Annotated in this window: 17 protein-coding genes; 13 read left to right on the plus strand and 4 right to left on the minus strand. The window is 41.4% G+C overall.

Annotation, left to right across the window (positions count from 1 at the left end; genetic code table 11):
* The 4 genes from tsaE to tsaD are packed head-to-tail and all read left to right on the plus strand — an operon-like array spanning window position 1 to window position 2622.
* Entirely contained in the window at window positions 1–477 is a 477-nt protein-coding gene (gene tsaE, locus MHB69_RS02925) for a tRNA (adenosine(37)-N6)-threonylcarbamoyltransferase complex ATPase subunit type 1 TsaE (protein WP_034283027.1), read from the plus strand.
* Window positions 458–1147: a tRNA (adenosine(37)-N6)-threonylcarbamoyltransferase complex dimerization subunit type 1 TsaB gene (tsaB, locus tag MHB69_RS02930; RefSeq protein ID WP_024426737.1), complete on the plus strand. Its 690-nt coding sequence runs from the start codon at window positions 458–460 to the stop codon at window positions 1145–1147. The genes tsaE and tsaB overlap by 20 nt, the downstream gene beginning before the upstream one ends.
* Window positions 1148–1172: 25 nt before the next feature.
* On the plus strand, window positions 1173–1601 hold the full coding sequence (gene rimI, locus MHB69_RS02935; RefSeq protein WP_342496226.1) for a ribosomal protein S18-alanine N-acetyltransferase: 429 nt from the start codon (window positions 1173–1175) through the stop codon (window positions 1599–1601).
* Entirely contained in the window at window positions 1594–2622 is a 1029-nt protein-coding gene (tsaD, locus tag MHB69_RS02940) for a tRNA (adenosine(37)-N6)-threonylcarbamoyltransferase complex transferase subunit TsaD (RefSeq protein ID WP_065215059.1), read from the plus strand. The genes rimI and tsaD overlap by 8 nt, the downstream gene beginning before the upstream one ends.
* 270 nt (window positions 2623–2892) lie before the next feature.
* Here the strand turns inward: tsaD and MHB69_RS02945 are convergent, their stop codons facing one another.
* Window positions 2893–4815, minus strand: coding sequence for an ABC-F family ATP-binding cassette domain-containing protein (locus MHB69_RS02945; RefSeq protein ID WP_034283021.1), 1923 nt, complete (start codon window positions 4813–4815; stop codon window positions 2893–2895).
* Between the two features lie 138 nt (window positions 4816–4953).
* Between MHB69_RS02945 and moaC the strand changes: the two genes are divergently transcribed.
* From moaC to tatC, 4 genes are read left to right on the plus strand one after another with little or no spacing between them, the layout of a single operon-like run.
* Window positions 4954–5445: a cyclic pyranopterin monophosphate synthase MoaC gene (gene moaC / locus MHB69_RS02950; RefSeq protein ID WP_024424463.1), complete on the plus strand. Its 492-nt coding sequence runs from the start codon at window positions 4954–4956 to the stop codon at window positions 5443–5445.
* Window positions 5446–5460: 15 nt separating this feature from the next.
* A complete protein-coding gene (locus tag MHB69_RS02955) occupies window positions 5461–6114 on the plus strand; it encodes a redox-sensing transcriptional repressor Rex (protein ID WP_008355687.1) in 654 nt (217 codons plus the stop codon).
* 27 nt (window positions 6115–6141) lie between these two features.
* Complete coding sequence (locus tag MHB69_RS02960) at window positions 6142–6321, plus strand: twin-arginine translocase TatA/TatE family subunit (RefSeq protein ID WP_008355689.1); 180 nt, start codon at window positions 6142–6144, stop codon at window positions 6319–6321.
* 6 nt (window positions 6322–6327) lie between these two features.
* The gene (tatC, locus tag MHB69_RS02965; protein ID WP_098676753.1) at window positions 6328–7086 is read left to right on the plus strand and encodes a twin-arginine translocase subunit TatC; all 759 of its coding nucleotides are present in this window, start codon (window positions 6328–6330) and stop codon (window positions 7084–7086) included.
* 39 nt (window positions 7087–7125) lie between these two features.
* On the opposite strand, the gene MHB69_RS02970 is transcribed toward tatC, so the two are convergent.
* The 3 genes from MHB69_RS02970 to MHB69_RS02980 are packed head-to-tail and all read right to left on the minus strand — an operon-like array spanning window position 7126 to window position 8734.
* Window positions 7126–7752 carry an NUDIX domain-containing protein gene (locus MHB69_RS02970; RefSeq protein ID WP_342495984.1) on the minus strand — a complete coding sequence of 209 codons (627 nt, stop codon included), beginning with the start codon at window positions 7750–7752 and terminating at the stop codon, window positions 7126–7128.
* 56 nt (window positions 7753–7808) lie between these two features.
* Complete coding sequence (locus MHB69_RS02975; RefSeq protein WP_003213897.1) at window positions 7809–8003, minus strand: YdiK family protein; 195 nt, start codon at window positions 8001–8003, stop codon at window positions 7809–7811.
* Window positions 8000–8734, minus strand: coding sequence for a CPBP family intramembrane glutamic endopeptidase (locus tag MHB69_RS02980; protein ID WP_024424466.1), 735 nt, complete (start codon window positions 8732–8734; stop codon window positions 8000–8002). Before MHB69_RS02980 ends, MHB69_RS02975 begins: the two co-directional genes overlap by 4 nt.
* A 229-nt stretch (window positions 8735–8963) precedes the next feature.
* Between MHB69_RS02980 and groES the strand changes: the two genes are divergently transcribed.
* From groES to MHB69_RS03005, 5 genes are all read left to right on the plus strand, one after another.
* Window positions 8964–9248 carry a co-chaperone GroES gene (groES, locus tag MHB69_RS02985; RefSeq protein WP_024426730.1) on the plus strand — a complete coding sequence of 95 codons (285 nt, stop codon included), beginning with the start codon at window positions 8964–8966 and terminating at the stop codon, window positions 9246–9248.
* Window positions 9249–9301: 53 nt separating this feature from the next.
* Complete coding sequence (gene groL, locus MHB69_RS02990; RefSeq protein ID WP_024424467.1) at window positions 9302–10936, plus strand: chaperonin GroEL; 1635 nt, start codon at window positions 9302–9304, stop codon at window positions 10934–10936.
* Between the two features lie 138 nt (window positions 10937–11074).
* Entirely contained in the window at window positions 11075–11206 is a 132-nt protein-coding gene (locus tag MHB69_RS02995) for a hypothetical protein (RefSeq protein WP_255290936.1), read from the plus strand.
* Window positions 11207–11314: 108 nt separating this feature from the next.
* Window positions 11315–11767: a MarR family transcriptional regulator gene (locus MHB69_RS03000; RefSeq protein WP_041116013.1), complete on the plus strand. Its 453-nt coding sequence runs from the start codon at window positions 11315–11317 to the stop codon at window positions 11765–11767.
* A 20-nt stretch (window positions 11768–11787) separates the two neighbouring features.
* Entirely contained in the window at window positions 11788–12306 is a 519-nt protein-coding gene (locus MHB69_RS03005; protein ID WP_034282894.1) for a GNAT family N-acetyltransferase, read from the plus strand.
* The last annotated feature ends 9 nt before the right edge of the window (window positions 12307–12315 follow it).

Below are 12315 nucleotides of genomic sequence, written 5' to 3' on the forward strand. Positions count from 1 at the left end.
GTGAAATTAACATGGACGACAAAAGGTGCGGATGAGACGAAACGAATTGCCGCTGCTTTGGCCAAACTTGTGATGCCAGGCGATGTATTGACATTAGAAGGAGATTTAGGTGCAGGCAAAACCACTTTTTCAAAAGGTTTTGCGGAAGGCTTAGGAATTACCCGTATCGTCAACAGCCCCACCTTTACAATTATTAAAGAATATACTGATGGCAGACTGCCACTTTATCATATGGACGTGTATCGCATGGAAGATGCAGATGAAGAGATCGGCCTCGAAGAATATTTTGAGGGTGAAGGTATATGCTTGGTTGAATGGGCACATCTTATTGAGCCTCAATTGCCTTCTTCCTATTTAAAAATAGAAATGCTGAGAACAGAACGTGAAGAAGAACGGCATCTCACGTTTGATGCAAAAGGGGAGCGTTATGAGACCCTTTGTAAGGAGATGAAAGAATTTGACCATACTGGCCATTGATACATCAAACCATACACTAGGAATTGCTCTTGTAAGAGATTTCACTGTGATTGGCGAGAGCATTACGTATTTAAAAAAGAACCATTCCGTCCGAGCGATGCCTACTGTTGAAGCATTGATGAAAGAATGTGGTGTATCACCAAGCGAACTAAGCAAAATCGTTGTAGCAAAAGGACCTGGTTCTTACACTGGCGTCAGAATCGGTGTTACCATCGCAAAAACACTTGCGTGGACGCTGTCTATCCCGATATCAGCTGTTTCGAGTTTAGAAACACTTGCGGCAAATGGCCAATATTTTGATGGATATATCTCACCTCTATTTGATGCGAGAAGAGGCCAAGTTTATACCGGACTATATATGTTTGAAAAAGGTAAGATCAAAGAAGTCGAACCAGATCAAAATATCTTGCTCACGGATTGGCTTCATGAACTGAAGCAGACAGGAAAGCCTGTTCTATTTCTTGGACAAGATGTGCATCTTCATGAAGAGAGCATTCGCTCCATTTTAGGAGAAACGGCTGTACTGGCAGAGGGGACATTTCATAACCCAAGACCTGCAGTGCTTGCATTTTTAGGCGCAGATCGTCCTGCTGAAGATGTCCATCAGCTTGTTCCTAACTATATTCGTTTGGCAGAAGCGGAAGTGAAATGGCTTGAAGGACAAAAATAATCTTAACCTAGCAGAGATTCGACAAATGACAGTAGCAGACATTCCAGAGGTGTATACGATTGAAGTGCATTCGTTTACAGCACCCTGGAAAAAGGAATCGTTTGTGTATGAGATTCTCCATAACCAATACAGCCATTATTTCCTCATTGAAGAAGATAAGAAGCCTGTTGGGTATTGCGGGGTCTGGATTGTCATGGATGATGCACAAATTACGAACATTGCGATTCTCCCTGAGCATAGAGGAAAAGGCTACGGGGAAGCATTGCTTCGACATGTCATGGAATTTTGCAAAGAAAAAAAGACAGATCATCTTTCTTTAGAGGTGCGGGTTTCGAATACACCAGCACAATCCCTCTATGAAAAGCTCGGTTTCAGATCAGCTTCAATTCGAAAGAATTATTATACGGATAATGGAGAAGATGCATTAGTCATGTGGGTGAATATAAATGAGTGAACAAACAGATCGATTTATATTAGGTATAGAAACAAGCTGCGATGAAACAGCTGCGTCCATTGTCAAAAATGGAAAGGAAATCGTGGCAAATGTGGTGGCCTCGCAAATAGACAGTCATAAACGATTTGGCGGTGTTGTACCCGAAATTGCTTCAAGGCATCACGTGGAGCAAATCACCATCGTATTAGAAGAAGTGATGGCACAAGCGGGTATGAGCTTTAAGGATTTAGATGCGATTGCTGTCACAGAAGGACCTGGCCTCGTCGGTGCTCTGCTGATTGGTGTCAATGCAGCAAAGGCACTGAGCTTTGCCCATCAAATTCCTCTTGTAGGTGTTCATCATATTGCAGGGCATATTTATGCAAACCAGCTTGTTGATGAATTGGAGTTTCCGTGTTTAGCTCTTGTTGTCTCTGGCGGACATACTGAGCTTGTTTTAATGAAGGAGCACGGATCTTTTGAGGTCATCGGAGAAACATTAGATGATGCAGCTGGAGAAGCGTACGATAAAGTGGCCCGGACGATGGGTCTCCCGTATCCAGGCGGACCTCACATTGATCGGTTAGCGCATGAAGGGGAGCCGACAATTAAGCTTCCTCGTGCATGGCTTGAAGAAGGATCCTATCACTTTAGCTTCAGTGGTTTAAAATCAGCTGTGATCAACACCTTACACAATGCGTCACAAAAGGGTGAAACGATTGCCCCAGAGAATTTGGCCGCAAGTTTTCAAGCAAGCGTCATTGAGGTGCTTGTTGGGAAAACATTGAAAGCAGCAGAAGCCTATGGTGTGAAGCAAGTTGTTCTAGCTGGAGGAGTCGCTGCCAATAAAGGACTAAGAGAAGCTTTAACCTCAGCATTTACGAAGCTGCCAGACGTGAAGGTCATTATTCCGCCATTATCTCTTTGTACAGACAATGCAGCCATGATCGCTGCTGCTGGAACCGTTGCATTTGAAAAAGGAATCAGAGGCGATATGACGATGAATGGCCAGCCAGGGTTATCACTAGTCTCATATGAATGAAAACTCCTGTGGATTACAGGGGTTTTTTATTTTTCGATGAAAGCGATTTATTCACATGTAAACGTTATATATCCACAATTGTTAGAAAATTTTGTTTTAAAATGAAGAGGGTGTGTATAAATATGATCTTTTTTGTGGATATGTGATTAAAACTCTGTGGATAAAGTGGATAAGTCCAAAGTATTTAAGAATAATCAAGAAGTTATTGTGGGTATCGTTGTGGATAATAAATTTTCATTGAAAGAAAAAAGAGTACCCTTAGGGCACTCTTTAAGCTTCTGACAGCTCTTCCCACTCCGCAAAAAGTGATTCCAGCTCTTGATTGAGCGTATCATTTTCTGTCTGAATGTCTTGGACCTTTTCGTGATCTTGAAAAATTTCAGGATCACATAGAAGCTTTTCATTTTCACTGAGCTTTTCTTCAATGACAGCAATACGTTCTTCAATTTCTTCGATTCTGCGCTGCTTTTGTCTTTCTTTCTTTTTCAGCTCTTTTTCTTCCGCATAAGAAAGCTTTGCCTTTTCTGCTTGCTGTGCAGCTTGTATTTTAAGCGGTTCATTTTCTTGAAGTGCCTCCAGCTCTAGTTGTTCATTTTTCTTTTCAAGATAGTAATCATAATCACCGAGATATTCTCTTGTTTCTGTAGGCGAAAGCTCAAATACTTTCGTGGCGAGACGATTGATAAAATAACGATCATGCGAGACAAATAAGATGGTTCCTGGATAATCAATTAGTGCATTCTCTAAAATTTCCTTACTATCTAAGTCCAGATGGTTTGTAGGCTCATCGAGAATAAGAAAGTTGGCTTTTTGGAGCATCAGCTTTGCTAGTGCAAGGCGTGCTTTTTCTCCACCGCTTAATGCATGGACAGGCTTTAAAACGTCATCACCGGAAAATAGGAAGTTTCCTAAACATGTCCGAATTTCTTTTTCATTCATATGAGGATAATCATCCCAAAGCTCATTGAGCACTTTTTTCGAGGATGTCAGTTTGGCTTGCTCTTGGTCATAGTAGCCGATCGTGACATGAGATCCAAAAGTGATCTCGCCTTTTACTGGTGTTAATGTGTTTGTTAACGTTTTTAAAAGGGTTGATTTCCCGATCCCGTTAGGACCAATGAGTGCCACACTATCCTCTCGTTTAATCTGAAAAGAAAGAGAGGATAGGAGCGGTGTTTTTTCATCATAACGAATATCGAGATCATGCACCTTCAGCACATCATTGCCGCTTTGTCTCGTAATATCAAAATGAAAGTTTGCGGATTTTTCGTCTCCTAAAGGCTTATCTAAACGATCCATCCGTTCGAGCTGCTTGCGTCTGCTTTGAGCGCGCTTTGTGGTCGAGGCTCTTGCCAGGTTGCGATCCACGAAATCCTGAAGCTTTGAGATCTCTTCTTGCTGCTTTTCGTAGAGTTTCATATCACGCTCTAGCTGCTCTGCTTTCAGCTCAAGATACTTACTATAGTTTCCTGCAAACTTTTTCATCGAAGTTCTTGAGACTTCATAGACGTGGTTTACGACTTTGTCTAAGAAATAGCGGTCATGGGACACGATGAGAATGGCACCTGTATAATTTTGCAAATACTGCTCCAGCCATGATAAGGTATCAATATCTAAATGGTTGGTCGGCTCATCCAGAATTAAGAGTTCTGGTTTCATTAATAAGAGCTTTCCAAGCGCTAGACGGGTTTTCTGGCCGCCGCTTAAGGATTGGACGGTTGTCTCATCTTCAAAATGACTAAAGCCGAGTCCATGAAGAATGGAGCGGACATCTGCTTCATATTGATAGCCGCCTTGATCTTTAAATTCCTGCTGAAGCCTGTCATAGGTTTTCATAAGGGCATCCAGCTCAGAACCTGTGGAGGAAGCCATTTTCTCCTCAATGGTTCTCATCTCTTGTTCCATCTCTTTTAAATGATCAAAAACCGATAATAATTCGTCTTTTAACGTACGTGTAGACGTCACATCGGTATGCTGTGCTAAATAGCCGATCGATAGGTCTTTTGGTTTGATGATCTCACCTTGCTCGTAAGACATTTGACCGGCAATGATTTTCAAAAGCGTGGATTTGCCTGCGCCGTTACGACCTACAATGGCAATGCGATCCCTTGCTTTGACTTCCAATTTTATATTCGTTAAAACGGTATCAGCGCCAAACGATTTGGACAGCTGATTCACTTGTAGAATCATCATGTAACTTCACCTCTGCTATAATATGTTAAGTGTAGCTTATCAGCAGTAAACCGGCAAATGTTACATACAATCGCCATATTCAAATGAAAGACAGATAGGAAAAAATAGTGTATCATTTGAGTGAGGGAGCGTTGAAAGATGAGTCAATTTAGCCACTTTAACGAACAGGGAAGAGCAAAGATGGTCGACATTAGTGACAAATCGTCTACAGTGAGAACCGCCGTTGCTGTTTCAAGTGTTCGTATGATAAAAGAAGTGTTTCATAAAATAGAGCAGCGTGAAATTGGAAAAGGGGATGTGCTGTCTGTTGCACAGGTTGCTGGCATCATGGCAGCAAAGCAAACATCTACCATCATTCCAATGTGTCATCCGCTTGCACTAAAAGGCGTGGATATCTCCTTTCATTGGGAGGAAGACGGAAATGCGCACATCCTGAACATACAAGTACAGGTAAAAACAAAAGGAAGTACGGGTGTGGAGATGGAAGCGCTCACTTCTGCTTCAGTATGTGCACTGACCGTTTACGACATGTGCAAAGCGATTGATAAAGGCATGATCATCGGTCCTACCTATCTAATTGAAAAGACAGGCGGGAAAAACGGTGATTTTCACAGAGCATCTGATATTTAAGTTGGAGGACCTTATATGAATATAGATCAGTCAAAAATTCCACAAGCGACAGCCAAACGTTTGCCGCTATACTACCGTTTTTTAAAAAATCTGCATGCATCAGGAAAACAAAGGGTGTCATCAGCAGAGCTTAGTGATGCAGTCAAAGTGGATTCTGCCACCATTCGCCGAGATTTTTCGTACTTTGGTGCACTTGGGAAGAAAGGGTATGGCTATAATGTCGATTATCTCTTGACCTTCTTCAGAAAGACCCTTGACCAAGATGAAATGACCAATGTCATGCTCATCGGTGTCGGGAATTTAGGGACTGCTTTTTTACACTATAATTTCATAAAAAATAATAATACAAAAATTTCAATGGCTTTTGACGTCAATGAGAGTAAAATAGGAAGTGAGATAGGCGGCGTGCCTGTCTATGATTTGGATAAGCTTGAAGAGCATGTTCAAGAGGTAGGAGATATACCTGTTGCGATTTTGACAGTACCTGCCGTAGCAGCTCAATCCATTACAGATCGTTTGATTGCCCTTGGCATCAAAGGAATCCTTAACTTTACGCCGGCTCGATTGAATGTGCCGGAACACATTCGAATTCATCATATAGATTTGGCGGTTGAACTTCAGTCTCTTGTGTATTTCTTAAAGCATTACTCTGTTACGCAGGAGGACTGACGAAAAGGGGTAAAGGGGGTGGAGCAAATGGGTCCGATCGGTCCTGGGAGTTTGATTCTGATTGCGATTGTAGCGCTCATTATTTTTGGGCCGAAAAAGCTTCCTGAATTAGGAAGAGCAGCAGGAGATACATTACGTGAATTCAAAAATGCCACAAAAGGCTTAGCTGATGATCAGGAAGAAAAAAAGAAAAAAGAAGATCAGTAGAATAGGATGAGCTTCATGAATGTCAAAGATATGCCGCTTATGGAGCATATTGTGGAACTGCGAAAACGCTTAGTGATCATTGCGATGTTTTTTGTCGCCTTTATGGTGGCTGGTTTTTTTCTCGCGAAGCCGGTCATTGTGTATTTACAAAATACCGATGAAGCGGCAACACTCACGCTGAACGCATTTAAGCTTACAGATCCACTGTACGTGTTTATGCAGTTCGCATTTGTCATTGCTTTGGTTTTGACGTGTCCCGTTATTTTATATCAGCTGTGGGCGTTTGTGAGTCCTGGCTTATATGAAAAAGAAAGAAAGGTGACACTTGCTTACATTCCGATTGCACTGCTTTTATTTTTGAGCGGTGTGGCTTTCTCTTATTTTATTTTGTTTCCGTTTGTCGTCGACTTTATGATGCGAATGTCGAATGATTTAAATGTAGAGCAAGTCATTGGGATTCATGAGTATTTTACATTTCTGATGCAGTTAACACTTCCATTTGGCTTTTTGTTTCAGATGCCCGTCGTGTTGATGTTTCTCACAAGACTTGGCATCATCACACCGATGTTTTTATCAAAAATACGGAAGTATGCCTATTTTGTCCTCCTTGTCATTGCCGCACTCATTACACCGCCAGAGCTTGTTTCTCACCTCATGGTCACCTTGCCAATGCTCGTTTTATACGAAGTGAGCATTATCATTTCAAGAGTGACCTACCGCAAAATGCAGCAAACAGAGGAGAAAGAAAAACATTATGTTTCATAAAAAAGCATCGTGATCCAATGAGGGATCACGATGCTTTTTCTATTGTGAAAGAAATTGATTGATCGCGTGAAAGAGGTGCTCATAGTAGGCGGGCTCATGCGGGACAAAATTATGAACCCCTACTTCGATGCTTTCCTCATATCGTTTTCCGTTTGCATCAACTTTAAAGCCCTCGATTCGAATTCTTTCGCATGTTCCTGTTAAAAGCTGCTGCGCATCAAGCAGCTTTGCTCTGTAGAGACCAGCGACTTCTTCTTTCTGTAGATAAACTTCCATGTGCTCAACTTGATTCATATAAAGGTACACATGGCAGAACTCACGATCGATGAACGAAGGCATATGGATTTCATCCTGTATGACACCTGCAAAGGTGAGGTTCTCAAAAGGGATGGAAAGACCAAGTTCTTCTTCTACCTCTCTTAAGCCACCAGAAGGCTGTTCATCTGCGAGAAGATGGCCCGCTGCGGTGATATCAAACAGAGAAGGAAAATCCTTTTTTGCGGGACTTCTTAGCTGAAAATAGAGATATACGGTGTTATGCTCTTTTTTAAGAAGCCAGAAATGAAATGTTTCATGCCAATGGCCTTGGGCGTGGATAACTGAACGAGCGGCAGCTCCAATTGTTTCATGCTGATCATTGAATATACGAAGTTTTTCATGTTCCATGAAGATACATCCTCCATAAAAAAACCATTTTCCAACAGTGGAAAATGGTTTTTCATTTATTTTTGCTGCTGTTTTTTGAGTTTGACAGAGAAGGCAAACATTTTAAGCGCGATATTGATATTATAGGCCGCAAACACCATCAGCAAAATACTGTAAAATGACCACATGTCACCTGGGTTTTGAATGGCCATATAGGTGAAAGCCACACCTACGGCAAAATAAATGATGCCCCATACGACTGGGTTTCTCATGAGAAAAAGCCTCCAATAATCATTTGCATGGTTTGAGATTGTTCTTCAATCATTTTTTTCACTGGCTCAATCTGCACAAGAACGACAAGTGAATTCATCAGCATGTGAGCGCCGATTGGAACAATGATTCGTTTTGTTTTCGCATATAAAAAGGCAAAGGTAAAGCCCATTGCGGTATAGAGCAAGATATGGGGAAAATCATAGTGTACAGCAGCAAAAACCACTGAACTGGCAAGTGCTCCAATGAAAAAATTCGTTTTTTCATAAATCACACCAAAGATGATTTTACGGAAAATGATTTCCTCTAAGATTGGACCAATCAGGGCGATGACGATCACAAGCCAAGGAACGGCATCCATAATGGATAAAATGGTTTGCGTATTTTCTGACTCACGGCCAATGCCGAATGCATATTGTTCAATCGCCCCCGCAATTGATTGTGCAAAGAGGGAAAGAAAGAAACCGCCAATGATCCATGCGATAGCAGAACCGATTGAAACTGGCGCTTCATTTCGCAGTGAAGCTTTTGGGACGGTTCGAAGGATGAGCAGAATAATGATCAATCCGATACAAAAACTGATGATTGTCCACGTTCCTGATAATTTTGAAAGCTCTGTTTGAGTCATCGGTGATTGAATGAATCCCAGCCACTTCATAATGAGCACATAAGGAAACGCAGAAACCTGCACCAATATATACGTTAAGATGATGTACCAATATTGTTTTTTCAAGTAACGAAAACCCCTTTACTAAAAGAACTAGATTTATTGTAACACAAGTCTCCTTTTTCGATGAAAAGGAAAGAATCTGAGATCAAAAAAGATCGTGAAAGCGTAAAAATTTTTAAAGGTTTTTACTTGAAATTGCAGAAGACATTCTTTATTATAATAAATGTGTTAGCACTCTCTGGTGATGAGTGCTAAAAAAGACTACATATAAAAATTGAGGAGGTTGTTTCTTATGTTAAAGCCATTAGGCGATCGCGTAATCATTGAACTCGTTGAATCTGAGGAAAAAACCGCTAGCGGTATTGTTTTACCGGATTCTGCAAAAGAAAAACCGCAAGAAGGTAAAATTGTTGCAGCAGGTTCAGGGCGTGTACTTGAAAGTGGTGAGCGCGTTGCGTTAGAAGTAAGCACAGGCGACCGCATTATCTTCTCAAAATATGCAGGCACTGAAGTGAAATATGAAGGCAAAGAATATTTAATCCTTCGTGAGAGCGACATTTTAGCTGTTATTGGCTAATCACATAAAAAATTGAGATAAATTTTTAAAAAGACTGAGGAGGTTTCGTTATTATGGCAAAAGATATTAAGTTCAGTGAAGAAGCACGTCGCGCGATGTTACGCGGTGTAGATGCACTTGCAGATGCTGTAAAAGTAACTTTAGGACCTAAAGGACGTAACGTGGTTCTTGAGAAAAAATTCGGTTCTCCACTTATCACAAATGATGGTGTAACGATTGCAAAAGAAATCGAATTAGAAGATGCATTTGAAAACATGGGTGCAAAACTTGTGGCTGAAGTTGCAAGCAAAACAAACGACGTAGCTGGTGACGGTACAACGACTGCAACAGTTCTAGCTCAAGCGATGATCCGTGAAGGTCTGAAAAACGTAACAGCTGGTGCAAACCCTGTTGGCGTGCGTAAAGGGATCGAAGAAGCAGTGAAAGTAGCACTTGAAGGCTTGCACGAGATTTCTAAACCAATCGAAGGCAAAGAATCAATTGCTCAAGTTGCGGCTATTTCTGCAGCAGATGAAGAAGTCGGCAGCCTAATCGCAGAAGCGATGGAACGTGTAGGTAACGACGGAGTTATCACAATTGAAGAATCTAAAGGATTCACAACTGAGCTTGAAGTGGTTGAAGGTATGCAATTTGACCGCGGATATGCCTCACCATACATGGTGACGGATTCTGATAAGATGGAAGCGGTTCTTGAAAATCCTTACATCTTAATTACGGATAAAAAGATCACAAACATTCAAGAAATCCTTCCTGTACTTGAGCAAGTTGTACAACAAGGAAAACCATTATTGCTCATTGCTGAAGATGTAGAAGGCGAAGCACTTGCAACTCTTGTTGTGAACAAACTTCGTGGTACATTCAACGCAGTAGCAGTAAAAGCACCAGGATTCGGTGATCGTCGTAAAGCAATGCTTGAAGACATCTCTGTACTAACTGGCGGAGAATTAATCACAGAAGACCTAGGACTTGACCTGAAATCAACTGAAATCGGTCAGCTTGGCCGCGCGTCTAAAGTTGTTGTGACAAAAGAAAACACAACAATCGTAGAGGGCTCAGGAGATTCTGCTCAAATTGCAGCACGTGTGAACCAAATCCGTGCTCAAGTAGAAGAAACAACTTCTGAATTCGATAAAGAAAAATTACAAGAACGTCTTGCAAAACTAGCTGGCGGCGTCGCTGTCATCAAAGTTGGTGCTGCAACTGAAACAGAACTAAAAGAGCGTAAACTACGCATCGAGGATGCACTGAACTCAACTCGCGCAGCAGTTGAAGAAGGTATCGTATCCGGTGGTGGTACAGCACTTGTGAATGTATACAACAAAGTCGCTTCAATCGAAGCTGATGGTGACGTTCAAACAGGTGTGAACATCGTTCTACGTTCTCTTGAAGAGCCAATTCGTCAAATCGCTCACAACGCAGGTCTTGAAGGATCCGTTATCGTTGAGCGCTTGAAAAACGAAGAAATTGGCGTAGGCTTCAACGCAGCAACAAACGAATGGGTAAACATGATCGAAAAAGGAATCGTTGACCCAACAAAAGTAACTCGCTCTGCACTTCAAAACGCAGCTTCTGTAGCAGCAATGCTTCTAACAACTGAAGCAGTCGTTGCTGACAAACCAGAAGAAGGCGGCTCAGGCGGCGGAATGCCAGATATGGGCGGCATGGGTGGAATGGGCGGAATGATGTAACACCCTCGAAAACCCCTTGAAATATAGGGGTTTTTGTTATGTCTTCATGAATTTGATCACATGCAATAAAAAGTATCAGGGCTGCTGAATTGAAACCTTTACTGCTTTTCAACCGTTAAAATAAGAGCAAGTGATTTCATGGGTTTTTACCCGATACGGTATTTTAAAAAGAAAAGCGGTGATCATATGGGCTTCACTACATGGGTAGCGATTATTGTTGCACTGGCCGTTGTGTTTGGAGTGTTTGGATCAAAGAAGCGTGATAAATAAAAAACCCACTTCCAATTGGAGGGTGGGTTTTTTATTGCAAATACAACATTAATTGGTTATACTAATTTTAGTTGTTTGTTGTAAATGCAACAAAAGGAGTCGAGGTACATGAAAGAGATTTTGCGGGAGATCGGCGTGATTGCTCGCGCGCTTGATTCCATAAGTAATATTGAATTTAAAGAGTACGATTTAACGAAGGGGCAGTATTTGTATCTTGTGCGTATTTGTGAGGAGCCTGGTATCATTCAGGAAAAGCTGGCGGAAATGATTAAGGTGGATCGAACTACGGCGGCTCGGGCTATCAAAAAGCTAGAACTGCATGGGTTTATTGAGAAAAAAGAGGATCGTGTGAATAAAAAAATCAAAAAGCTGTTTCCAACTGAAAAAGGGGAAACGGTCTACCCAATGATCAAACGAGAACATGATTATTCGAATCAAGTGGCGCTCAGTGGGTTTTCTGAGGAAGAAGCGGAACAGATTTATGAGTATCTTCTAAGGGTGCGAAAGAATATAGAAAAAGACTGGGAAGATGTGAAAAAAGGGATAAAGAGAAGCTACTAATTAATAAGGAGGGCGACTTTATGACCGTCAATTTCATTCGGTGCAATGTACAACATGTAAAGGAGCTACAGAAAATAGGGATCAATACGTTTAAAGAAACCTTTCTGGATCAAAACAAAGTGGAACATATCGAAGCTTACGTGAAGACAGCTTTTCACCTAAACCAGCTGTTAAAGGAATTACAGCACCCTTCTTCACAGTTTTATTTTGTTCAAGTGAATGGGGAAGTAGCTGGTTATTTGAAGATCAATATGAATGATGCCCAATCAGAAGAGATGGGCGATGACGCGTTAGAGATTGAAAGAATTTATATCAAGCAATCCTTTCAAAAGCAAGGATTAGGCAAATATTTAATCGATCAAGCCATTGAAATTGCGAAAAATCATCATAAACGGGATGTTTGGCTTGGGGTGTGGGAGCACAATAGAGCGGCCATCGCTTTCTATCAAAAGCTTGGGTTTGTTCAAACAGGGGTGCACGCCTTTCTCATGGGGGACGAAGAGCAAATGGATTTCATTATGACCAAAACATTGAGCTGATCAAAAAGG

Source organism: Bacillus sp. FSL K6-0994 (genome assembly GCF_038630815.1).
GTDB classification, from domain to species: domain Bacteria; phylum Bacillota; class Bacilli; order Bacillales; family Bacillaceae; genus Bacillus; species Bacillus safensis.